Origin of the sequence: Agathobacter sp. LCP21S3_B2 (genome assembly GCF_052118705.1) — a bacterium.
In the GTDB taxonomy this organism is placed as follows: domain Bacteria; phylum Bacillota; class Clostridia; order Lachnospirales; family Lachnospiraceae; genus Roseburia.
The window spans coordinates 61,886-86,037 of sequence record NZ_JBQKGQ010000011.1 but is presented as its reverse complement, the minus strand read 5'-3'; the positions used below and the strand labels follow the sequence as shown (position 1 = coordinate 86,037).

General features: G+C 35.8%; 19 protein-coding genes. 18 read left to right on the top strand and 1 reads right to left on the bottom strand.

Annotated features, from left to right (window positions below):
• Positions 1-33: 33 nt before the first annotated feature.
• The 18 genes from ACTQ1L_RS09630 to ACTQ1L_RS09545 all read left to right on the top strand — a co-directional run bounded on the left by ACTQ1L_RS09630 (position 34) and on the right by ACTQ1L_RS09545 (position 22,923).
• Positions 34-1,794 carry a glycerophosphodiester phosphodiesterase family protein gene (locus ACTQ1L_RS09630; RefSeq protein WP_441366808.1) on the top strand — a complete coding sequence of 587 codons (1,761 nt, stop codon included), beginning with the start codon at positions 34-36 and terminating at the stop codon, positions 1,792-1,794.
• Positions 1,795-1,811: 17 nt separating this feature from the next.
• Entirely contained in the window at positions 1,812-2,903 is a 1,092-nt protein-coding gene (locus tag ACTQ1L_RS09625) for a sugar phosphate isomerase/epimerase family protein (RefSeq protein WP_441366806.1), read from the top strand.
• Positions 2,904-3,032: 129 nt separating this feature from the next.
• Positions 3,033-3,986 (top strand): sugar phosphate isomerase/epimerase family protein, encoded by a 954-nt coding sequence (locus ACTQ1L_RS09620; protein WP_441366804.1) that lies wholly within the window; start codon positions 3,033-3,035, stop codon positions 3,984-3,986.
• Positions 3,971-5,092 (top strand): acyltransferase, encoded by a 1,122-nt coding sequence (locus ACTQ1L_RS09615; protein WP_441366802.1) that lies wholly within the window; start codon positions 3,971-3,973, stop codon positions 5,090-5,092. The genes ACTQ1L_RS09620 and ACTQ1L_RS09615 overlap by 16 nt, the downstream gene beginning before the upstream one ends.
• A 242-nt stretch (positions 5,093-5,334) precedes the next feature.
• The gene (locus ACTQ1L_RS09610) at positions 5,335-6,156 is read left to right on the top strand and encodes a LicD family protein (RefSeq protein ID WP_441366801.1); all 822 of its coding nucleotides are present in this window, start codon (positions 5,335-5,337) and stop codon (positions 6,154-6,156) included.
• A gap of 2 nt (positions 6,157-6,158) precedes the next feature.
• On the top strand, positions 6,159-8,051 hold the full coding sequence (locus ACTQ1L_RS09605; protein ID WP_441366799.1) for an aminotransferase class I/II-fold pyridoxal phosphate-dependent enzyme: 1,893 nt from the start codon (positions 6,159-6,161) through the stop codon (positions 8,049-8,051).
• 18 nt (positions 8,052-8,069) lie between these two features.
• Positions 8,070-9,071, top strand: a complete 1,002-nt coding sequence (locus ACTQ1L_RS09600) for a hypothetical protein (protein WP_441366798.1) — start codon at positions 8,070-8,072, stop codon at positions 9,069-9,071.
• A complete protein-coding gene (locus tag ACTQ1L_RS09595; protein WP_441366796.1) occupies positions 9,068-10,249 on the top strand; it encodes a glycosyltransferase family 2 protein in 1,182 nt (393 codons plus the stop codon). Before ACTQ1L_RS09600 ends, ACTQ1L_RS09595 begins: the two co-directional genes overlap by 4 nt.
• A 28-nt stretch (positions 10,250-10,277) precedes the next feature.
• Positions 10,278-11,600, top strand: a complete 1,323-nt coding sequence (locus ACTQ1L_RS09590; RefSeq protein WP_441366875.1) for a nucleotide sugar dehydrogenase — start codon at positions 10,278-10,280, stop codon at positions 11,598-11,600.
• A gap of 2 nt (positions 11,601-11,602) precedes the next feature.
• Positions 11,603-12,949: a glycosyltransferase family 2 protein gene (locus ACTQ1L_RS09585; protein WP_441366795.1), complete on the top strand. Its 1,347-nt coding sequence runs from the start codon at positions 11,603-11,605 to the stop codon at positions 12,947-12,949.
• Between the two features lie 47 nt (positions 12,950-12,996).
• A complete protein-coding gene (locus tag ACTQ1L_RS09580) occupies positions 12,997-14,223 on the top strand; it encodes a glycosyltransferase (protein ID WP_441366793.1) in 1,227 nt (408 codons plus the stop codon).
• 20 nt (positions 14,224-14,243) lie between these two features.
• The gene (locus ACTQ1L_RS09575; RefSeq protein WP_441366791.1) at positions 14,244-15,410 is read left to right on the top strand and encodes a glycosyltransferase family 2 protein; all 1,167 of its coding nucleotides are present in this window, start codon (positions 14,244-14,246) and stop codon (positions 15,408-15,410) included.
• A gap of 26 nt (positions 15,411-15,436) precedes the next feature.
• Positions 15,437-16,825: a hypothetical protein gene (locus ACTQ1L_RS09570; protein ID WP_441366790.1), complete on the top strand. Its 1,389-nt coding sequence runs from the start codon at positions 15,437-15,439 to the stop codon at positions 16,823-16,825.
• 9 nt (positions 16,826-16,834) lie between these two features.
• A complete protein-coding gene (locus ACTQ1L_RS09565; protein WP_441366788.1) occupies positions 16,835-17,542 on the top strand; it encodes a hypothetical protein in 708 nt (235 codons plus the stop codon).
• A 104-nt stretch (positions 17,543-17,646) separates the two neighbouring features.
• Positions 17,647-18,345 (top strand): DNA-processing protein DprA, encoded by a 699-nt coding sequence (locus tag ACTQ1L_RS09560; RefSeq protein WP_441366785.1) that lies wholly within the window; start codon positions 17,647-17,649, stop codon positions 18,343-18,345.
• Positions 18,346-18,384: 39 nt separating this feature from the next.
• Entirely contained in the window at positions 18,385-20,757 is a 2,373-nt protein-coding gene (locus ACTQ1L_RS09555; RefSeq protein ID WP_441366783.1) for an adenylyltransferase/cytidyltransferase family protein, read from the top strand.
• Entirely contained in the window at positions 20,750-21,721 is a 972-nt protein-coding gene (locus tag ACTQ1L_RS09550) for a LicD family protein (protein ID WP_441366781.1), read from the top strand. The genes ACTQ1L_RS09555 and ACTQ1L_RS09550 overlap by 8 nt, the downstream gene beginning before the upstream one ends.
• Positions 21,718-22,923, top strand: coding sequence for a CgeB family protein (locus ACTQ1L_RS09545; protein ID WP_441366779.1), 1,206 nt, complete (start codon positions 21,718-21,720; stop codon positions 22,921-22,923). The genes ACTQ1L_RS09550 and ACTQ1L_RS09545 overlap by 4 nt, the downstream gene beginning before the upstream one ends.
• Here the strand turns inward: ACTQ1L_RS09545 and ACTQ1L_RS09540 are convergent.
• On the bottom strand, positions 22,892-24,142 hold the full coding sequence (locus ACTQ1L_RS09540; RefSeq protein WP_441366778.1) for a CgeB family protein: 1,251 nt from the start codon (positions 24,140-24,142) through the stop codon (positions 22,892-22,894). The two genes, ACTQ1L_RS09545 and ACTQ1L_RS09540, sit on opposite strands and share 32 nt — an antisense overlap.
• Positions 24,143-24,152 lie beyond the last annotated feature (10 nt).

The window sequence follows — 24,152 nt, the reverse complement described above, 5'->3', positions numbered from 1 at the left end:
TCAGGCATATTATAGAGACATAGGTACATAGATATGGAAAAGAAAAAAATCAAAATAGGCATAATCGGCACAGGAAGAATAGCTCACCGTTTTGTGCAGGATCTCAAAATGGTAGAGGAAGCCACTTTATCCAGTGTATACAATCCGCACAGCAAAAGTGCAGAGCGCTTTGTAGAAGGTATTTGCACAGATGATAAAAATGTAGACAGACCAATAGCAACCTCAGACCTCGCACAATTATTCGAAGCATGCGATGCCGTATATATAGCATCCCCTCATGCGACACATTATGAGTATGTAAAGAAGTCACTTGAAGCCGGAAAACATGTACTTTGTGAAAAACCGATGACGCTGGTGCTAAGAGAGGCAGAGGAGCTGTTTCAGATTGCAAAAGAGAGAAAGCTGATACTTCGCGAGGCAGTCAAAACCGCGTACTGTCCGGGCTTTTTGAAGCTTTTAGAGGTTGCAAAAAGCGGAGTAATAGGAGAGATATGCGATGTGGAAGCAGCCTTTACAAAGCTGGAGAGCACCTGTGGCCGGGAACTCACGGATATAGAGAGCGGAGGCAGTGTCACAGAGCTTGGCACTTATTGCATGCTTCCGATATTTAAACTGATGGGCTGTGACTATATAAATCTGCGGGTTCAGGCAATCAATGCGCCGAACGGTGTGGACAAATACACCAAGCTGTACTTTACATATGAAAACGGCATGGCAACAGCCAAGATGGGACTCGGTGTGAAGTCTGAGGGGCAGCTATTGATATCAGGAACTAAGGGCTATATTCTGGCAGAATCACCATGGTGGCTTACAAAGAAATTTGAAGTGCGCTATGAGGATCCGACAAAGAAAGATGTATATGAGGATGACTTCATAGGAGCAGGGCTGGTATATGAAATTGTAGGTTTTATAGAGGATTGCAAGGGTGATCCGATAGGAGCAGGCGTCACAGAGGAAGAGACACTTGCCACGATAGATGTCATGGAGCAGTTTTTGGGCACAAGCGTGGCAACGAGAAGAAAAGCAACAGAAAAAGAGCGCGAAAGTGTCGGAATATGGGCACATAGAGGCCTCTCCACAGAGTATCCTGAGAACACACTGCTTGCATACGAAAAGGCGGCGCAGGTTCCGGGAATAAAGGGAATCGAGCTTGATGTGCAGCTATCAAAGGACGGAGAAGTCATGGTATTTCACGATGAGACGCTTGACCGCGTGACAGATGCAAAGGGCAGGCTGACAGACTATACACTTGATGAGCTAAAGCATATAGCGATACGTGACACGAAAAAATTCAATTGTGATAGAAAATATATACAGATACCAACCTTTGAAGAGGTGCTCGAGCTGTTAAAGCCATACTGTGAGAAAGATGGCCTGAAAATCAATGTCGAGCTAAAAACAAGCGTAATTCACTATGAAGGCATAGAGCAGAAAACCTATGACCTGGTCAAAAAGCACGGAATGGAAAAATACATAGTGTACTCATCCTTCTGGGCAGAATCCGTAAAGAAAATGAAGGAAATAGACCCGGCATGTGAGACGGGAATGCTGGCAGGAAGGCTCAGTGATTGCATCAAATGGGGCGATTATGCAAAGGCAGATGCGCTGCACCCGGATATAGGAGAGCTGGATTGCGAACTGCCTGAGCGCTGGCAGGGAAAGCCGGTCAGGGCATGGAACGGAATAGAAAAGCTGTATCACAACAATAACAGAACGACTAAACAGGATTTGAGAGAGTTTGCATTGTGGGGTGTGACAGACATCTTTATCAATGTGGCAGACAAATATTTGTAAGGAAACAGGAGAAAAAAATGCTAAAAGGAATACAATACCGAGCACCGCTTAGCCTGGAGGCAATTGCAGAGGGAGGCTTCTCATATGCAGAGATACCATATGAGGTGCTTGCAAATAATGCACTGCCCACCTATAAGAAAAAGGCGGGAGACAACCGCATTCTGATGGTATCGGGACTGATATGTGAGCTGCACGGACTGACACCGGACAAGCTGTACGATGTGCTGGAAATCTGCAGGAAATATCAGGGGCACTATGTAGTGCTGTCTACCATGAACTGCGAGCCGGAGGTGCTCGAAAATGTAGTCGAGGAATGTGCCATGATGATATCAGACTACAAGATACCAATATTTCTGGAAAACGGCTGCAGAGGCGATGATGAGATCGGATATATACACAACACATACTCGGACGTATCAGACCTGATGAAAACAGCACAGTATTGCAATCGCCTGTGCGAAGAGCCGATGGTTGGAATATGCTATAACATAGGCTATGGAAATCTTCTGGCAAAAAATATCAGGAGTCAGATATATCAGTGCAAGGATTATCTGTGTGCGATACATGCTAATGATAACGGCGGCACAAGGAATGATAAGCAGATGCCATATACCTTCACCAAAGGCAGAGGTGACCTCGTGACAGACTGGTATCACATAGTGCAGGAGCTGATTCACATGGAATTTGGCGGCTGGCTGATATTTGATACAACAGGCCTGTTTGGCAGATGTCCGGAAAAATTGCAGGCACAGTATATACGTCTGATGCATGCGATTGCAGAGGATTGGGAGAGTCAGTATACATTTGCGGAGAGAGTGCTTAATAAGCCGGACAAAAAGCTCATACTCTTTGGAGCAGGCCAGATGCTCACCGACTATATGCGTGTGTTCGGGGAGAAATATCCACCATATTTTGCTGTGGACAACGGACAGAGCAGATGGGGCACCAAAGTGTTCGGAGTGTCTGTCAAGAGCCCGCAGGAGATACTGACAGTCCCGGCAGGGGAACGGAATGTAGTGATATGCTGCATGTATTACGATGCAATCGGTGCACAGCTTCGCGAGATGGGTGTAGAATACGAAGAATTTCACGACCAATATTTTGTATAGATTAAAGGGCTTTATTAGGATATACAGACATTATACAGTATGGCATATGCTTTTATAAGAAAGAGTGTATGATAAAAAAGATCTGACCGGAATTATGACAGATAATTGATATAGATGAGGAAACACATTATGATAAAAGTAGGAGTACAGACAAAAGGAATATTACCCGAAATGGGACTGGAAAAGGGTGTAGCACTCATAGCTGCAGCAGGCTTTGAGAGAGTAGACTTTAATCTGGATACATTTCTCAAAAACTCAGACGTGTACGCAGGCCGAATCAACACATTCTTTGATAATGACTTAGAAAGCCTGCTTTCATATTTTGAGGAATACAGAAAGATGTTTGAGAAATACGGCATAAAGCCATCACAGATGCACGCACCGTACCCGATTCTGGTACCAACAAGAGCAGATGTGACTGACTACATGCAAAAGGTCGTAATCCCAAAGAGCATAGCAATCGCAGGCCGGATGCAGATACCGTGGGTGGTAATGCACCCCTTAAAGCTTCAATACAAATACGATCTTGAAGCAGAGCAGGCGATGAACCTGCAGTATTTCCAATCCATTATCCCTATGCTAAAGGAGCACCATGTGGGCGTTTGTGTGGAAAACCTGTATGAGAGTGTCGGTGCCAGAATCACAGAGGGAACCTGCGCCAATCCGACAGAAGCCGCGTGGTACGTGGACGTGCTCAACCAACTGGCAGGCGAAGAGTTGTTTGGCTGCTGTCTGGATACAGGCCATATGGAGCTGACACACAGAGAACCGGCCGACTATATCAGACAAATCGGCAGCAGGCTTAAAATACTGCATATGCATGAAAATGACGCAATCGGTGACCTGCACCAGATGCCGTACACCTTCGGTACAAAGCCGGATGACGGTGTGGACTGGGAGGATTTCTGCAAAGCTCTGAGTGAGATAGGTTTTGATGGAACACTGAGCTTTGAGACATTCCCTTGTGTGAACAGTTTCCCTAGAGGAGCAAGAGAGGAAGTGCTTCGGACGATTAGGGCGATTGGAGAGGATATGGTGGTAGCAATAGAAAGGTGGTGGAAAATACTATGGAAGAGATTATAGTAGGAAATGTAGAGGAATTATGTGACAAGGTTAAGGGAAAAATGGTATATATATATGGAGCAAAGTCAGTAGCATTGAGGGTATGGAAAACGCTTGAATTATCAAAAAATGGGGGGACGGAAGTCGTTGGTTTTTTAGTATCAAATAGATACGATAATCCAAAGAAACTCTATGGAAAAAATGTATACAGGATCGAAGAAGAAAATAAGCATTTTGATTGTGTTATTCTTGCAGTTAATGGGGGAATATTATGGCATGTAAGGGATGAAATAGAACAATATGATATAGATAGACTTATTTTAATTAGTCCATTAATGGATGATATGTTTGAGAAAACCGCAAATAGTGTTTTAAATAAAAATTGCAAAATATCTGATAAGGCATATATTGATAATAATGTTCAGATTGTAGCGGATGAAACTTCTATTATAGAGATAGATGATAATGTTATTATTGGGGAAAAAACCATTTTAATAGCAGTAGAGCATTCACATATACATATTGGTGAGAGAAGTTGTATAGGATGTAGTGTTAAAATCATTGCAGAAAATGGATCATTTGTAAATTTATATGAAAGAACTTCAATAGGAGAAAATAGCGAATTACTGGCAAAAAAAGACTCTGTGATACGCTTGTCAAGAGAATGTAGTATTGGCAAAAAGATATCAATAAGTTCACAGAATACATCAATAATTCAAATATCAAATATATGTGTCGTAGGGGATTATGGAAAAATAGGATTAAATAAAGGAAGAATTTTAATTGGTGAAGGTACGACTTTTGGAACAAATCTTTATCTTGTTTGTGAATATTCTGATGTGATAATAGGGAAAGAGTGTATGTTTTCATTTTATGTAAAAATTAATGTTGGAAGTCATCAAATAATAGACAAAAGTACAGAAGAAAATATTACAAACCGCAATGCAATAAGGATAGGAAATCATGTGTGGTGTGGAATGGGATGTATAATATTGCCGGGATGTGATGTGGGAGATGGCTGTATTGTAGGGGCAGCTTCAGTTGTAAATAAAGTGATATTACCGGATTGTACATGTGCAGGTAGTCCGATTAGAATACTAAGAAAAAATATAGAATGGAAAAGATAGGATGTCTAATTAGATATCAAAAAGGTATTTGTATTAATGTGAATAATAAACTAGTTCGTTTGTAAATAGTATTAAGTAAATCAGAAAATTGACCGATATAAACAATAGTTAAATGGATTTAATTGCTAACGTGCGAATGGAGTCGCTTAAAAGATATATCGGAGAATCAGAAACGGTTGGTGTATGAGCCCTGCATTTGTGCAGGGCTTTTATTATATCGAAAGATAATTATAGAGGATAAAATGAGTTTTGAATATAATGATGATGTGTTAAAAAAAATACAGAATATAGAATTAGAAATGCTTAAGGAAGTGGATAGAATATGCCGTAAATATAGCATAGTATACGAATTAGATGGTGGTACTTTATTGGGGGCAGTTCGTTATGGCGGGTTTATTCCATGGGATGATGATATTGATATTCGTATGCTAAGAAAAGATTACGACAGATTTTGTGATGTGTGCCAAGATGAATTTGGTGATAAGTATTTTTTGCAGACATACCATACGGATCCTGAATATAGATGGGGATATGGCAGAGTATTAAAAAATAATACGGAATATTGCAGAGCAGATCACGAGATGATTAATAGCAGAAATGGTATATTTCTAGATATTTTCCCTTGCGACAATATGCCTGAAAAAGGGGTTCAAAAGCAGATATACAATTTTAGATGTTATATAGCTCGAAAAATAGGATATTCTGTTGTAGGGGCAATATATGAAAAAAATTATGCTAAAAGAATGGTATATAGAGTTTTGTCATTGATTCCGATTAAAGTAGCAGCAAATGAATTTGATAGATTGGCTTCTAAATACAATAATAAACAAACAAAATATGTACGAACACCGGGATGGCATTGGAAACAGGAAAGCAAAGGATATTTACGTTCGTGGCTCACTGAGTATAAAGAAATTAAATTTGAAGATATGGTAGCATATGCACCAAAAGATACAGATGGATTTTTAAGATATATGTATGGAGATGATTATATGACACCGCCACCGGAAAATGAAAGAAATCCACAACACACTGCAACAATGATAGATTTTGGGGAGGAATAAATATGACAAATGAAGAATTTAATATTTTGAGAGATAAAGCAGAAATAGAAGGAGAGAATGCTCTTACATCGAAAGAAAAAACACTACTTGAACCATACAAGGTTGATAACGCAATAATAATGGCTGCAGGATATAGTGCAAGGTGTATGCCATTATCAAATATTCTTCCTAAAGGGCTTTTTCGAGTAAAGGGCGAGGTACTCATTGAAAGAGAAATACGTCAGCTTAAAGAAGCCGGAGTTGAAGAAATTGTAGTTGTAACAGGATTTATGAGTGAGAAATTCCAATACTTGAAGGACAAGTATGGTGTAATTCTCGTTCATAATGAGGACTACGACAAGTACAATAATATTGCGTCTTTATATAGAGCACAGGAGTATATGAAGAATTCATATATTCTATGTTCAGATAATTATTATACTGACAATGTATTTCATTCATATGTGTATTCTCCGTATTATTCATGTGTCTATTCAGAAAAATATTGTGATGAGTTTTGTGTACTCGAAGAGGATGAAGAGGGTATTATAACAAACATTCACAGAGGTGGAGCTAAGGCATGGTACACAATTGGCGATTGCTTTTTTGATAAAAAATTCTCTGATACATTTGTAAAATATATGAATGCTGAGTGGAATGATGAGAATACAAGAAATATGCTTATGGATGATTTCCATATTCGTCATATTGATGAACTCAAACTTAGAAAAGTAGAACGTGAAAATGATAAAGTATTAGAATTTGATACACTGGAAGAATTTAGAACTTTTGATGATACATTTGATGAATTTATGAACAAAAACCTAGATCAATCAAATGAGGTAATAAAGGTATTTTCTAAGTATTCAGAGGTGAAATCATATCATTCGGTTCCAACAGTTCAGAAGAATGGTAGATTGCATTTGAATGAAAATCTCTTCAAACCCTCACCAAAATGTTTGGAAGTATTAAAAGATATAACGATGGAAGATTTATATCTTTATGATTTGGGACGTAATGATGAATTAGTCGAAGCATTGGCAGAATCGACAGGTATTTCAGATAATAATATATTTGTTCACAATGGTTCGGCAGAAGTTATCAAATCAATTGGAAGTATTTTGTTAAACGAAGGAGATATGGTCTTAATTCCAGCACCGGGATGGAGCTATTACAAGAGTGTAGCGGATGCAAAATTTGCTAAATGTGTAACCTATGAGGTTTGTGAAAAAGAGGATACATACGAGTACAATATTGATGATATCCTACAGAAGGCAAAAGAAAATCATCCAAAAGTGATTATTATTACATCACCACAGATGCCTACTGGATGTGGAATTGATTATGATGACATAGAGAGAATAATAAAAGAAAACGAAAACTCCATAATCCTCCTTGATGAGGCTTATTGGGGATATGGTAATGATGATAACAAATTCGAGAAAAAAATTATTACTAAGTATAGTAATGTTGTAATTACAAGAACATTTTCTAAGTTTTATGGATTAGCAGATATTCGTATAGGATATGGATTGTGTAGCTATCCGCTCCGTAGAACTATTTGCTTAGATTTACCATTGTTCCGTGCTTGTGGAATTAGCAGGAGAATTGCTATCGCCGCTATTAAAGATAAAGATTATTATCAGGCAATGAAAGCGAAGTCAAATTCAGTGCGAGAATGGTTTTCTGATGAGCTTAATAAGATACCGGGAGTTAGAGCATATAAATCAGAATCTAACTTTGTATTTATTAAGTTAGATAATGCAGATGCTGATAAAGTAAGGGCATATATGGAAGAGAATGGATTGCTTATTAGACTATTTACCGATAAGGATGCACTAAGACTTAGAATTACAATTGGACCTAAGGATATTATGGAGAGAGTTATTTATCAGTTGAAGAGAGCATTGGGATAATAATAAGGAGAAAATGATATGTTACAAGAATTACAGGAATTTAGAGATAAATTAGATGCGGTAATGCATAAATGTATGGGTAAGAGAATTGTAATCTATGGGTATGGATATTCAGGGAGATTTGTGGCTTGGTATGGAAAGTACTATCATAGCATTAAGCCGGATTATATAATCACGCAAGAGTATTCTAATACTATACCATATGAATTCGAATTGTATAGGGAATCATTATTTGATTTTGGGTACAAAGATGTAAAGAATGCTATCGTATGGTTGTGTACAGCAGAGACTGCTGAGGTACGTGAAAGGCTTGTGTCGCATGGTTATGTGAAAAATAAAACTTATTTTGATATGAATGAAGTGATTTATGGGGCAGAGTATGATAAAGATGCTGCTGATACTAATGTACAATTTATGAGATATTTGGAAAAAATATGTGGATGTGATTTAGTTGAACCTATAAAGGTTGATGATTTTGTGAATTCAATTAAAGGTATGCGTCCATGTGTAAACTCATCACAAAAGGAAATTTTTCCATTGTTAGATAAGTGCCATATTATACCAAATGAAAAAGATGCAATATTTGATTTTGGATGCGGAAAGGGAACTGCATTAATTTCTTTTTTAGATTATGGTTTTTCAAAGGTTGGTGGGGTAGAATATGCAGATAATGTGTACGATATTTTATGCTCAAATTTTAATAAATTGGGGAAAAAATATGTAAGCAAGGAAATAAAGTGTATTCATGAGAATGCAATTAATATAAAATATGAATTGGATGAATACAATTGGTTTTATTTTTTTGATCCTTTTTCTATAGATATATGTGAGAAAGTTATAGAAAATATATGTGATAGTATAGATAGAAAACCGAGAAAAATAAATATTATAAGTATATTACCTTGGTGTCACAATAAGATTATTGAGACAGAAAAATTTGTTTTAACTAATCAGTTTGATATTATGACACGACAAAGAGTAGTTAATATTTATGTAACAAAAAAAGGAGAAGAATATTGAACAGTATAAAAATATCTGTAATTATTCCAGTATATAATGTTGAAAAGTATATAAAAAAAGCTATTGAAAGTGTAATTGAGCAAACATATAAGGATTTAGAGATTATTTTAATTGATGACGGATCTACTGATGCTAGTGGTATAATATGTGATAATTATGCAAATATAGACGAACGGATACGCGTTATTCATAAGGTGAATGGGGGTATTGTAAGTGCTAGAAAGGCCGGAATAAATATTGCAACTGGTAGTTATGCTGTAAATTTGGATCCTGATGATTGGATTGAAAGCAATGCATATGAAAATGTTGTAGAAATTATTAAAAAATATAGCCCTAATATTATTGCATTTGGAATGAAAAAGGAATTTAGGGGGTTTATAGAAGAACAACCAGTTCAGTTAAAACAAGGTATGTATGATAAAGAAAAGTTTTGGAGAGATTTTTGTGTAAAAGTATCACAGCAACCATTCTTCTTACAGCCATTGGTTATGTCACAGTGCGATAAAGTGGTCAAAACCGAATTATTTAGAAAACATGAGTTTAATTGTAGTGAGAATCTGAAGAAAAATGTTGATGATGCTGTTATTTTCCCCATGTTGTTAGATATGGAGAGTATATATATTGATTCTAGATGTTGGTATCACTATTGTGTAAGAAAAAATTCAATATTATGGCAGACAAAAAAGAAAGATGATGCTAGGTATAAAATTTTAGCATTACATTTGATTGATTCATTTAAGAGATTTGGTAATGATGCGGGATGCTCAAAGGATTTTTTATTATATAAATTAGTACATCATTTGATGCTGGATACACCTGAGATGTTATTCGAAAATGGAAAATGCAATATTTATCCGGAAATGTCACGAGGAAGTCGAATTGTAGTATATGGAAAAGGTGTATTTGCTAATCGTTTTATGAACAGTTTAAAAGAACAAGATTATTGCTATATTGTAGCAAATGTAGATTCAAGTGATGTTGAAAGATTAAATTTAATAGATAGTAAAAGCTATGACTATATTGTTATTTCCATATTTAATTCCAAAATAGTTCTTTCTGTGTTGGATTTATTATCAAGTATGAAAATAGATAGAAGAAAAATATTAATTATAGAAAAAGAAAATATTACACCAGATTTTTTGCCAAAAGAAATAAAAGAAGCTTTTTACAATTTATAAGAGATTATGAGTGAAAGATGGAGTAGATATGTCAATATGTAGTAGATTAATAAATAAAAAAAATAAATTGGCTGTTGTGGGCTTGGGATATGTAGGAATGCCAATTGCTGTTGCGTTTGCTCAAAATGGACTAGATGTAATAGGGTATGATTTGAGCAAAACCAAAATTAACTTATATAAGAATGGAATTGATCCAACGAATGAGGTCGGAGATGACGTTATTCGAACGACAAAAGTAGAATTCACAAATGACGAAACACGATTAAAAGATGCAAGTTTTATAATAATAGCTGTGCCAACTCCTGTTAATTCAGATCATACTCCAGATCTTTCACCTGTGATTTCAGCTTCTGAGATAGTAGGTAAAAATATGATGAAGGATACCGTTATAGTATATGAATCTACAGTATATCCAGGGTGCACAGAGGATGTATGCATTCCGATATTGGAGAAAAAATCGGGAATGACCTGCGGCGTAGACTTTAAAGTGGGATATTCACCGGAACGTATAAATCCAGGAGATAAAAAACATAGACTAGAGAATATTAAAAAAATAGTATCTGGAATTGATAAGGAAACGTTAAATGATATTAAAGGAGTGTATGACATTGTAATAAAAGTAGGAACGTATCCTGTATCATCAATTAAAACAGCGGAAGCAATTAAGGTTGTAGAAAATAGCCAAAGAGATATAAATATTGCATTTATGAATGAACTGGCAATGGTATTTGATAAAATGGGAATTGATACGAATGAAGTAGTAGATGGAATGAATACTAAGTGGAATGCACTTGGATTTAGACCGGGACTAGTAGGTGGACATTGTATAGGAGTCGATCCATATTATTTCACTTATGAAGCTGAGCGGTTGGGATATCATAGTCAGATAATTTTAAATGGTCGTATTGTGAATGATAGTGTCGGACGGTACATTGCAGATAAAGCTGTTAAGAAAATGGTAGAATCGGGAATGGCACCCAAAACGGCAAATGTTGTAATTTTAGGTTTGACATTTAAGGAAGATTGTCCAGATATACGAAATAGTAAGGTAATGGATATAATTAAGCATTTACGAACTTATGGTATTGAACCGAAGGTTATTGATCCATGGGTAAAATCAACTGAAGCAGAATTAGAATATGGAATTAAACTTTTTTCAATTAATGAAATAAAATCTGCAGATTGTGTTATTGTAGCAGTAGCACATAGACAATTTATAGATATGGGAATTAATGGATTAAGAATTTTATATGGAAAATGTTTAAATAAAAATAAGGTGCTGATTGATGTAAAGGGAATTTATGATATAGCTGATTTGGAAGAAACAGGATTGAGTTGGTGGCGTTTATAAGGATGGAGATAACAATATTGGAAAGTATAAAAGTTAGTGTAATTATACCTGTATATAATACAAAACAGTATTTACAAGAGTGTGTTGACAGTATTATTAATCAGTCATTGAATCAGATAGAAATAATCCTTGTTGATGATGGCTCTACAGATGGTAGTATTGAAATTGTAAAAGAATATGAAGAATCATATGAAAATATAATTGCGATTTATCAGGAAAATCAAAGGCAAGGTGCTGCAAGAAATAATGGATTAAAAATAGCTCGAGGAGAGTATATTTATTTTATTGATTCGGATGATGTGTTGGAAATCAATTCACTTGAATATTGTTACAATTTGGCAGTAAATGATAATTTGGATATGGTAGTTTTTGAGGCTGACATTTTTGGAAATATTAATGGAAGAAACAGGAATGAATATGTCTTTCATGAAAGATTAAATGAAATACCATTATGCATAAATGGAATAGAATTTGTAAATAAATACTACAATAGGATTTCATTATTAAATATACCATTTACATTATTTTCGAGGGAATTTATCAAGAAGAATTATATATTATTTTTGGAAAATACAATATATGAAGATGTTGCATTTTATTATAAAGTTATTCAATGTAATCCGAAAATAATGATAATTGATAAGATATTTTATCATCGTAGATATAGAAATAATTCAACCATGACTTCCAGAATAAATGAAATATCTATATTTAATAAAATAAATGTATATAATAATGTATTTGTTGAAAGTGCTGAAAGGACTAAAAATTTGTATAGTATTATAGCAATGCATGGCATTAGAAAAGCTCTGCAAGATGTTATAAGGTTTAATTTATGTATGGGATCAGATTTTAAAAATTATATTATAGAGATTTTAAATTTTTTTTCAAAACAAATTAAATGTATATCTTCTTTGTTAGATATTCAATATTGTTATTTGAGTGTAAATAAGCTATATAATATAGATATTTCTAATGAAAATATAGAACAATTAGTATATAACTATTTACAGAAAATAAAAGAACAATTAAAATTATACAATAAAAATACAAAAATAGGGATATATGGAAGCGGACAGGATTGTACAGCCTTTTTAGATTTGATCAGGTATTTTTGGGGTGAATTTAAATGTAAAATTTTTTATATTCAAACGGAAAAAGTTCTAGATTGTGAAAAAAATTTATATAGTGTAGACGATATTAATGATTTAAATTTAGATTGTGTTTTTATTGGTTCATATTATTATGAAGAAGAAATGCTGGAGAATATAAGTAAAATGAGTGATGGTCGGAGATATAAAGTATACTCTATGAGAAAAGATTTCCATTACTATGATGTCAATTATTGAACAAATATTTGTAAAAGAATCAAGTTATATTTTAAAGAGGAAATATTATGTCCAAAATCAGTGTTATTATTCCAGTCTATAATGTTGAAAAATATTTAGATAAGTGTATATCTAGTGTTTTAAAACAGAATATGACGGATTTTGAAATTATAATATGTGATGATGCGTCAACTGACGGATCGTTAAAGATAGTTGAAAACTATAAGAAAAAAGATAGTAGAATAAAATCGATTACACATAAAGAAAATCAAGGTCTGTCAGTATCACGCAATGATGGTATGGAAATAGCATCTGGAGAATATATCTTTTTTTTGGATTCAGATGATTATATTAAGCAAAATGTTCTAACAACTTTATATCAAAAAATAAAGAATGTCGATGCTGATGTGTTATATTTTGGATATGAGGAACATGGTGTTGGTAATCAGGATAATATAAAAAGATACAGACATAAAAGTATTTATCCTAACGTCGAGAATGGACCGGATTTTTTCTGCGGAGCTGTTTCTGAAGGGAATATGTGTGTTACATCATGGAGTGCAATATACAAAAATCAATTTTTAAAGGAAAACAATATTAAATTTAAACCACATATAATACACGAGGATAACTTGTTTTACTATGAAGTCCTAATGAAAGCAAATTCGGTGACGAGTGTAGATGATTTTTGTTATGAATACATTAGAAGAAATAATTCTTTATCTTTATCTCAAAGAATATATCATGAAAAAATAGGATCACTTTGCTTTATTATTGCTGAGATAATTAATTTTAATAAAAATAATAAGCATGAATGTAAATATTATACTAATGAGTATGTTTCGAATTTAAATAGACAATTAATTACTTATTATAAAGAATTAAATTATTTCAGTTGGAATAAGTTGCCGTTTACAGAAGATGAAGAACTTATTTTAAGACTTGCAACAGGCGCATTTTATAATGGTTTTTTTACATACAAGTTACCGGATAATGTAATTTCAGAAATAAAAAAATACAAAGATATAATTATATATGGTGCTGGAAAGGTTGGAGTAGGATTAAAAGAATTATTATCCGAGTATGACATACATATAAGGGCATTTGTACAAACAAATCTTAAGGATACTGAAAAGAAGAACGTATCAGGAATCCCTTTGAAAAGTATAGATGAAATAATGAATGATGATGGGGGAGTTTTACTCATTGCGTCAAAGAATTATTCGGTACAAATGATTGAGATAGCAAAGCAAATGAAATTTAAAAATATAATAGATGTGAGTAAATACATTTAGCCTAATTGTAGAGGGATATTATGATAGATATTTTGATTAGTGTAGTAGTTCCGGTGTTCAATGCTGAACATTTTTTAACTGAATGCATAGAAAGTATAGTTAACCAAACATATAAGTATTTGGAGATAATATTAGTAAATGATGGCTCAACAGATGATAGTTTAAAGATATGTAATCAATTTGCACAAAAAGATAAAAGGGTGACCGTTATTAATCAACAAAATAAGGGTGTTGTGCTTGCAAGGAAACAAGGTGTAAAGAATGCACATGGAAAATATATTGCATTCATTGATTCGGATGATTATATTGCGCAGGAATATATGGAGACAATGCTTAATAATATAGGTGATGCAGATTTAGCTACCTCAAGTTTGATAATGGATAACAGGGTATGGGAAGATTCACTTGATGAAGGAGTATATGATGTATTTAAAACAATTGAAGTGGTAAGGAACCTAATATACAAAGAAGATTTTTCATGCAATGGGTTTGTAACAAGTATGTCAAATAAATTATTTAAAACAGACATTGTCAAAAGGGTTATAGATGAAGTTGATGAACAAGTATATTATGGAGAAGATGCAGAGTTTGTATATAAATATATATTAGCTTGTAAAACTGTAGCTATAACCAAATACAAGGGCTATTTTTACAGACAAAATGATTCTTCAATAACACATGCAGTTCATGATGACTTTTTAATTAGTGTAAATAGAATGTACCTTTCTTTAAAAAAAGATTTTGAAAAAAGTCAATATAGAGATATATTAATGCCACAATTAGAAAAATGGATTGCTATGCATATAAAGATAGCACCGGAGAAAATGGGATTTGGATTTAGTAATATAAATTATGTTATTTCGTGCAAAGCGAAAATATGTAATAAAAAGATAGTCGTTTATGGTGCTGGTAATGTTGGAAAAGATTACATAAGACAAATACAGAAGGAGAATCTTTGTGAAGACTACATATGGGTAGATAAGGGATATAAGTTGAAAGATAATTATATGGGAGTAGAAGTTCTCTCCCCGGCTGAGATGATGGAATATCAGTTTGATTATGTAATTATTGCTGTCAATAATGAAAAAGTCATGAATGAAATCAAGAATGAATTAGTTGAACTGGGAATTGGTAATAAAAAGATTATTTGGACAAAACCATTAACAGTAGAGGAATTTTATTCATGATTTTTAGAAGAACGAGGTATGAGTAAATGAATAAAAGGCTATCGTCCATGTCTGTTTTTTTAAATGAAATTAACAATAAAAATTTATTTTGCTATGGTGCAGGAAAAGTGTTTGAAGATTTTTTGAATTCACATCCTGACATTAAAATAGTGGCTGTTATAGATAAAAATTATAGAAATGGCTGTATAGAAGTAGGAAACCAAAGAATACCAGTAATATCAGTAGAAATGTTTTTAAAAGAAGCAGATAATGCAATATTGTTAATTACATGTTTTGATTATTCTGAAGTTGAAAAAGAATTAGGCTCTTATACAGAGTTAGAAAAATTACCTTTTTATGTGTATTGCCAGATGAATGCTGAAAGTCATTTTGATTTTGCATCATCCTCAGGAAAATATCAGATTACTGAGTTTAGAATGCAGGATTATAATGCAGGATACAAAGCAACGTCAGACGTTGCTACAATAGCAGCAGACAATGGATATAAGATTTTATCAATTGTTCGTGGAACAGTAAGATATGGGCAGAGACAGACGGAAGCCGAATGGATTAAAGCGTGTGAAGAAATAGCAGATAATGCAGTGGTTTTGGTACAATTTCCTATTGTTGATATCTCTGGTGGTATATACAGACTTAATGAATTAAAAGATAAAAAACATATTAATATTATATGCGTCGTACATGATATAGAGATTTTAAGAAGGAATGTCAGGGATGATTATATCGAGCAATACAATATGTTACAGACATTAGCAGATATTTGGATTGTGCATAATACAAAAATGAAAGAATTTCTTGTATCTAAAGGATTTCCGGAGGATAAAATAGTATCATTGGAAATATTCGATTATTTAATAGGCGATTCACCGGAAGTAAAAAAAGATAGTGGAGTAATTGTTGCAGGAAATCTTGATATTGGGAAGTCTGAATATATTTATCATTTAAGTGAGATTGGTGATGTAAAATTTAATTTGTTTGGAGCAAATTATAGTGATAATGATCATTATGATAATATTAGCTATTTTGGAACGTTTTTGCCTGATGAATTGATTAAAAAACTGCAGGGAAAATATGGTTTGGTATGGGATGGTAACTCATTAGATACTTGTAGTGGTCTTACAGGAGAATATCTAAAGATTAATAATCCACACAAATTATCTTTATATCTTGCAATTGGTTTGCCTGTCATTATTTGGGACGAGGCAGCAGAAGCTGATTTTGTTTTGAAAGAGCATGTGGGTATAACTGTAAAGTCTTTATATGAATTGTCAGACAAGTTGTCAAAAGTAAGCGATAGTGATTATGAGAATATGAAACATAATGCCCAGATTGTTGGTGCGAGACTCCGAAATGGAGAGTATATGACTAAGGCAATAAAGAAGGCAGAAGAAAAGATACAAGAGATGAGAAAATAGAACCTTACCATGTCGAATAGCAGCATGTATAGCAACTATAATGGTGATGATATATGGGGCAAATTTTATAATCAGCCGGAAGAGTATTCTCTTGATGAGGTAATGCATAGCAGGAATGTTTATTTTAGTCCGAGGCTATATAATGGAAGCGTTCAGAGCAATATAATGAATGAATATAGCAAATCGACAACTTTATCCTGGCCGATGGGGAAATACAATAAGAAGGTTTGTGATTACATTGAGTCACATGAATCAGCATTTTTACCTTATCCGGATAGGACACTTGGAGTTTTGGCAAGAGGAACAGATTACGTTAATACACATTTGAGTAATCATCCGATCCATGCATCTTTAGATATGTTATGTGATAAAATAGATTGGGCTTTAAAGGAATGGAAGCTGGATTATATTTATGTTTCTACGGAGGATAAGTCTTATTGTGACGCATTAATGAGAAGGTATGGCGATCAGGTGACATTTACAGACCAAAAGCGCTATACTGTAAGAGAAGGTGAGATGCTTACACAGATGCATTCGAGGGAAGAAAAACGAGATGGATATTTATTGGGAATTGAATATATTTTATCGATTAATCTGCTTTCAAAGTGTCATTCACTGATAGCTTCAGGTTATTGCGGAGGAGTGGATGAGGCATTAAAAGAGAATCAGGGACAGTACAAGAATGTATTTATTTTTGATTTGGGTGTAAATTCGTAGCTCATTGCGAAAGTTAAATGAAAAATATAATAATCTTGATTTAATAAGATATATATGGTACAGTTCATGCAGAACAAATGTTTTGCGCTTGGAAAGGCTGTGTAATGAAGGACATACATTATTGTTTAAAGGATGATGTTAAATATCCAACTGTATTGAAGAATATAAAAGGTGCACCAGATATTATTTATTATAAAGGAAATATTGAAATAGCGACGGAATATAAGAGTGTTGCTGTTATAGGAAGCAGAAAATGTTCTGCTCGTGGTATGCAATTAGCATATGATACAGCAAAGTACCTGGCAGGAAGACGAATTAACGTGGTTAATGGCTTAGCATTAGGATGCGATTCTGCTGCAATAAGGGGAGCTTTAGACAATAATGGAAAATGTATAGTGTGGTTACCATGTGGATTAGATAATATTCAACCCAAGAGTAATAGAAAGCTTGCAGATGAGATTGTGGATAAGGGTGGATGTCTTGTAAGTGAATATCCGGAAGGAACTGAGCTGAGAAAATATAATTATGTTGAGAGAGATAGGTTGCAGAGTGGAATAAGTCAGGGCGTAATTGTAATAGAGGCAGATAGAAATAGCGGGACAATGCACACAGCAGATTTTGCTATTCGTCAATATAAACATTTGGCATGTTACTATTACAAGATGTTGGAAAATTCTACAGGCAATAAATATTTGGAAGAAAATAAGGAGACTATAGTTTTAAAACAATTATCTAATCTTGAAGAATTTACGGATGATATACTTCATGAAGTTCAGTATGAACAGATGACTTTGCAATTATGAAGGGTAAGCCGTCGGATTTATTAAAAAAAGGACAACAATATGGAAACATTAACTAAAGATTTTTCAACAGGAGCAATTGTCTGGTACAATTTTAAGTCACCATGCAATATTTTATATTTATATTCAGGCAGACAGGATGACTCTGTCTGTTCTTTTCTTAAAGGAAAAGGATGTGTTAATTCCTGTAATATAACACAGTTAAAGGATTTAAAATCAGTCGGTCGCGGGTATGATTACATAGTCGGTATTGATATTCTTGAGGAAACCAAATCGCCGGTTGAGTTATTAAAACAGTGTCACAAACTGTTAAGCTCTACGGGGCGTTTTTTGTTAGGTACAGAAAACCGTTATGCAATAAAGTATATTTGTGGAGACCGGGATCCGTACACAAATCATAGCTTTGATGGAATAGAGAACTACAGGAGGCTGTCGGATGCAGACAGGGGTATGATTGCGGGCAGATGCTATTCTATGGCGGAGCTTACGGATATGCTTGATGCAGCAGGCTTTTCACACAATAGATTTTATTCAGCGATGCCTTCTTTGCAGGAAACTCAGCTTGTTTATGCGCAGGATTATGAGCCGGTTGAGGAGCTGGCTATGAGGTATTTTCCTCTGTATAATTATCCCGACAGTGTGTTTCTTGAGGAGCAGTTTTTATATACTGATTTGATTAAAAATGGCATGTTTCACAAGCTGGCAAATGCATATATTATTGAGTGCAGTCTGGACGGAGCGCATGATGATACGCTTCATGCCACTATTTCGCTGGACAGAGGACCGGAGAATGCGCTGGTGACGAGCATCTGTGAGCGGGATGGAGTGAAGACTGTATCTAAGAGAGCTGTTTACGGTGAGGGCACAAAGAAGCTGAAGGAGATGCAGGACAATCTTAAGGATTTACGTGACAGGGGGATTAATGTAGTTGACTCATATATTGATGGAGATTGCTTTGTGATGCCGTTTGTCAATGCCCCTATTGCGATGAATGCATTGAAGGAGCTTGCTAAAAGAGACAAGGATTCTTTTTTTAAGGCTTTGGATGATATGTATGAGCTTGTTCTTCAATCATCTGATTATACATATGAGATTCCGCAGAAGGATAGAAACAGCGCTAACGGAAGAGATTTGGGAGTGATTCTTGAAAGAGGCTATATTGATATGGTTCCGCTGAATTGCTTTTATGATGCATCCGTTTCAGATTCAAAAAGCAGGTTTATATACTATGACCAGGAGTTTTATGTCAGAAATTGTCCCGCAAAGGCCATAATGTATCGCTCTGTTTCCATTATTTATGATGGTACTGATAAAGAGTTTGAGCGGCTCGTGCCAAGAGCTGAGGTATTGGAGCGCTATGGACTGGCAGAGTGTGAGGATATCTGGATGCGTATGTCTTCCAGATTTACTGAGACTCTCAGGAATCAGAAGGAGCTCAGACCGTATTACGAGAACAGGAGAGTTGACGGCAGGATTCTTTATACCAATCGTGAGAAAATAAATTATAGCGCTGCAGAATATCAGAGGATTTTTGTGGATATTTTTGATGGGCTTGAAGATGGTATATCAGGTAAGGAGAAGAAACTCATTTTGTTTGGCTCCGGCAGATTTACTGAGAGGTTTCTTTTCCAGTTTACGGGAGACTATGAGGTTTACTCTATCATTGATAATAACAGCTCAAAATGGGGCACCATGATGCATGATATACCGATTAATTCACCGGATATTTTAAAGGATATTCCGGAGGAGGAGAGGCATATTATTATCTGTATTAAGGGCTACAATGGTGTGGTAAATCAGCTCAAAGGTATGGGAATCGCTGATTATCATATTTATGATCCTGGCAATGATTATCCAAATAAACGAAAGGAGCGCGTTGCGGCGAGACTGGCGGCCGAAACCGGTACTGGTACTCGTGTGGCCTGTCGTGGGACAACTATCTCAGATGATAATTCAGGAGTGGTAAATGAATCATCTGATGATAAGCCATATAATGTTGGATATATTGCAGGTGTTTTCGATTTGTTTCACATTGGTCATCTCAATATGTTTAAGCGAGCAAAGGAGCAGTGCAGGTATCTCATAGTGGGTGTGGTATCTGACGAGGGTGTGCGTCTGAATAAGCAGGCTGAGCCTTTTGTGCCTTTTGAGGAGCGTATTGAGATGGTCCGCTCCTGCAGATATGTGGATGAGGCTATTAAGCTTCCGCTAGATTTCTGCGGCACCAGGGATATTTTCAAGCTGTATCACTTTGATGTGCAGTTTTCGGGAAGTGACTATGAGCATGATCCGGCATGGCTTGCGGAGAAAGAGTTTCTGGAGAAAAATGGGGCGACTATGGTGTTTTTCCCATATACAAAGAGCACCAGTTCGACTAAGCTTAAGAGAGCTATTGAGGGCAGGATAAATGGTTGAATTTAACGAAGCTTATTTTAAACCTGAATATAGAGAGGGTTTCTATATTGAGGAGAAGATGAAAAGGGCCTGGGCGGCTCAGATAGAGGTTTTAGAAGAGATACGAAGGATATGCGTGAAGCATGGTATCACGTTCTTTGCGGATTGGGGCTCTTTGCTGGGCGCGGTTCGTCACAAGGGCTTTATTCCGTGGGATGATGACCTTGATATAGGAATGCTTCGTGGTGATTATATGCGTTTTCTGGAGGTGGCACCGTTAGAGCTTGGTCAGCCTTTTGAGATTAAAAGCTTATATAATGATCCGGAGCATGATAATGTGAAATGTCGTGTGATCTCAGGACGGCATATGAATTTTGACAGGAAATATCTGGATATGTTTCACAATTGTCCTTATGTTGTCGGAATTGATATTTTCCCTATTGATTATATTCCCAAAGATGCTTCCAAGATGAATGAACAGACGAAAATGATTGAGCTCGTTATGTCAGTGGCGGCAAGTGTTCCACCGGAACCACCATATTCTGATGAGGTTCTGGAACTGGCTGCCAAGCTTGAAAGGACCTTTGGTGTCAGCTTTGATAAGAATAACAGATTATTTCATGAGCTTAAAAAGCTGGTAGATATTCTTTCGGCTTTGTATGATGAGAGTTGTTCAAAAGAGGTCTGCTCCATGATAGATCTGGCAGGAGGATGGGATTATCATGTGCCTGTTTCGTGCTATTCAAAGAGTATGGAGCTGCCATTTGAGAATGTTACAATCCCTGTTCCGATAGGATATGATACTATTCTTAGGATAAAGTATGGTGATGATTATATGACACCAAGACAATGTTCGAGCTCGCATGATTATCCGTTTTATGCAAAGCAGGAGAAGGCATTGAAGGATGTTTTAGAACGTGAGTATGGACGAGAGTTCACGGATGATGAGTTTCAGAAACTACTGGCAGAGGAAATAAAAGGATGAGGATATTATATTATGACTGGCACTCAAACAGTACCGCTGATATTTGTCAGGGATTTGAGGCATTAGGTTTTTCTTATGATATATGGCATCATGAACTGAGTAATTATGAGCACGATGAGATTTTTCAAAGGGATTTGTGTAACCGGTTGAAAAGCAATGTATATGACTGTATTTTTTCCTTTGATTATATCCCATTGCTTTCGTATGTAGCGATGCAATGTGGTATTTTATATTATTCATGGATTTATGACTGTCCACAGCTTACGCTGTTTTCTGATTCCGTATACAACGATTGCAACAGAATTTTCTGCTTTGACAGACAGCAGTGCTTGTATTTTGCAGACAGAGGTGTGAAGCATGTGTTTCATCTGCCACTTGCAGTGAATGTAAATAAGTTTCGCAATATACACAGCTTGGCGCAGCAGGCTTCGCTTTCTTCTTTGCATCTGGCTGATGAAGAATTTGAAGACGGTTTTCGGCATGATGTGAGTTTTATTGGCAGCCTCTATAATGACAATATGTATAATCGTGTGGGTTTTCTTCCACAGTATCTGAGAGGTTATCTGGACGGAATGATTCATAGTCAGCTTAATGTTTTTGGATATGACTTGATTAGAGAGCTTTTAAGTCTAGATGTTGTTGAAGCGTTGGACAAATATATTTTGCTGGATGATAGTGTAGATATTAAGCTGCCTCACGATGTAGTTTTTCACAGTATGCTGTACAGCAGGCTTGCGGAGCTGGAACGAAAAGAGGTTTTGTTTAGATGCAGTAAGCATGCAGAGGTCGCGCTTTATACAGGTTCACAGACGGATGATAGTTTGCGGATGAATGGTAATATCAAGGTGATGCCTCCGGTTGATTATGATACGGGTTTGCCGCTACTTTATAGGCATTCAAAGATTAATTTGAATATAACATGCAGATCTATTACCTCGGGCATGCCGCTTCGTGTTCTGGATGTCATGGGAAGTGGAGGTTTTCTGCTTTCGAATTATCAGCCTGAGCTGGCAGAATTTTTTGTGCCTGGGGAGGAGCTTGTGCTTTATGATAGCATGGCGGATTTGGAGGACAAGGTCTGTTATTATCTGGCACATGATGAGGAGAGAAGGCGCATTGCCTTAAATGGGTATAGGAAGGTATGCGAGCAGTTTTCTTATGAGAAAAAGCTTAAGGAGATGTTTGAATTAGGGATGAGATAAGCTCCACCCTTTTTTCATACGTATGGTATTCCAGTGTTTTTTCAAATGCATTGTGCGCTATTTCTTTTCGTTCGTTTTCATGGCGCAGATAGTAGTCAGTCTGCTCCAGCAGTGTCTCAGGGCTGTCATACAGCACGATGTCTTCACCGGGCACAAAGTATTCAGGTATTTCCGATTGATAATTTGATATAAGAAATCCCTCTGAACCGAACACATCCCATATGCGCTGCGGTATTCCGGTGCGAATTGGTTTTGCGGTCATATTCAGATTGATTTTGGCTTCATGGAATATGATTGGCATTTCAGTCAGTGTTTTGGCAAAGCCGCGGTTATGTATGTGCGGAAGAGAGGATGTATCACTTCCGGTGTAGAGGTCCACATCATATTTTTCGGACAGCAAAGAAAGCATGCGCTGTCTCTCCACGGCTGCTATTTTATTGCCCATGTAGTACTGCGCGATTGTGGCGCGGTCTGTGATATATGAGCCTTGTGGCTGTGTGTAGAAATCTGGCATACATTGTTTGAATTCTTCTATTATGTTTTCTGTCAGTGCTTCCTGCACAAAGTAGTATCCATAGACTTTAAGCTGGGCTTCAATGAGTCCGTCCATGTAGCCGTTGAAAAAATCGCTGGTATTGCGCAGGCTGTCGTATGGATTTTTCTCTGTATAGAGGGAGCCTATAAAGGCTATATCACTTTTATATTGACAAAGCTTCTTGATAAAATCCGGGTTTGAGACATCAGGCATCACGTAGCCTGATTTTTTTGCCTGTTTTATGACCTGCTGTTTGGCTTTTACATTGGTCGCAAGAGGCAGATAATATATGCAGTCCGGGTTTAGAGGGGCAAATTCCTGATAGAGTGTGTTGTCAAACAGGAACACGCGATTCCACGGATTGGTGATTGATTTGGTGTAAAGCTCCATCACCGGGGAGTCCACTATCCAGCACACATAAGGAAGGTGATATATGTTGCATACCTCTGATATTGCAGGATAGAAGTTTATGGAAAATACTATGTTGCTGTTTGTTTTTTCAAGTGCGTTTGACACCAGATGAACACATTCGGATGGTGTGACGGCTTTATTTGTCATTTCTTCACGGATTTCGCACACGCTGTATCCGAGTTCTTTGAATGCCTGTATTACATCCGGCTCGCAGATGCTGTTGTATCGGTAAAATAGAATTTTCATGTGGGAGTCCTTTGCACTTACTGCCATGTGATTTTCT

Excerpts from the sequence above, each read along its gene's own strand:
- ACTQ1L_RS09630 (WP_441366808.1), top strand. The coding sequence starts at position 34 with ATGGAAAAGAAAAAAATCAAAATAGGCATAATCGGCACAGGAAGAATA.
- ACTQ1L_RS09625 (WP_441366806.1), top strand. The coding sequence starts at position 1,812 with ATGCTAAAAGGAATACAATACCGAGCACCGCTTAGCCTGGAGGCAATT.
- ACTQ1L_RS09620 (WP_441366804.1), top strand. The coding sequence starts at position 3,033 with ATGATAAAAGTAGGAGTACAGACAAAAGGAATATTACCCGAAATGGGA.
- ACTQ1L_RS09615 (WP_441366802.1), top strand. The coding sequence starts at position 3,971 with ATGGAAGAGATTATAGTAGGAAATGTAGAGGAATTATGTGACAAGGTT.
- ACTQ1L_RS09610 (WP_441366801.1), top strand. The coding sequence starts at position 5,335 with ATGAGTTTTGAATATAATGATGATGTGTTAAAAAAAATACAGAATATA.
- ACTQ1L_RS09605 (WP_441366799.1), top strand. The coding sequence starts at position 6,159 with ATGACAAATGAAGAATTTAATATTTTGAGAGATAAAGCAGAAATAGAA.
- ACTQ1L_RS09600 (WP_441366798.1), top strand. The coding sequence starts at position 8,070 with ATGTTACAAGAATTACAGGAATTTAGAGATAAATTAGATGCGGTAATG.
- ACTQ1L_RS09590 (WP_441366875.1), top strand. The coding sequence starts at position 10,278 with ATGTCAATATGTAGTAGATTAATAAATAAAAAAAATAAATTGGCTGTT.
- ACTQ1L_RS09585 (WP_441366795.1), top strand. The coding sequence starts at position 11,603 with ATGGAGATAACAATATTGGAAAGTATAAAAGTTAGTGTAATTATACCT.
- ACTQ1L_RS09580 (WP_441366793.1), top strand. The coding sequence starts at position 12,997 with ATGTCCAAAATCAGTGTTATTATTCCAGTCTATAATGTTGAAAAATAT.
- ACTQ1L_RS09575 (WP_441366791.1), top strand. The coding sequence starts at position 14,244 with ATGATAGATATTTTGATTAGTGTAGTAGTTCCGGTGTTCAATGCTGAA.
- ACTQ1L_RS09570 (WP_441366790.1), top strand. The coding sequence starts at position 15,437 with ATGAATAAAAGGCTATCGTCCATGTCTGTTTTTTTAAATGAAATTAAC.
- ACTQ1L_RS09565 (WP_441366788.1), top strand. The coding sequence starts at position 16,835 with ATGTCGAATAGCAGCATGTATAGCAACTATAATGGTGATGATATATGG.
- ACTQ1L_RS09560 (WP_441366785.1), top strand. The coding sequence starts at position 17,647 with ATGAAGGACATACATTATTGTTTAAAGGATGATGTTAAATATCCAACT.
- ACTQ1L_RS09555 (WP_441366783.1), top strand. The coding sequence starts at position 18,385 with ATGGAAACATTAACTAAAGATTTTTCAACAGGAGCAATTGTCTGGTAC.
- ACTQ1L_RS09550 (WP_441366781.1), top strand. The coding sequence starts at position 20,750 with ATGGTTGAATTTAACGAAGCTTATTTTAAACCTGAATATAGAGAGGGT.
- ACTQ1L_RS09545 (WP_441366779.1), top strand. The coding sequence starts at position 21,718 with ATGAGGATATTATATTATGACTGGCACTCAAACAGTACCGCTGATATT.
- ACTQ1L_RS09540 (WP_441366778.1), bottom strand. The coding sequence starts at position 24,142 with ATGGCAGTAAGTGCAAAGGACTCCCACATGAAAATTCTATTTTACCGA.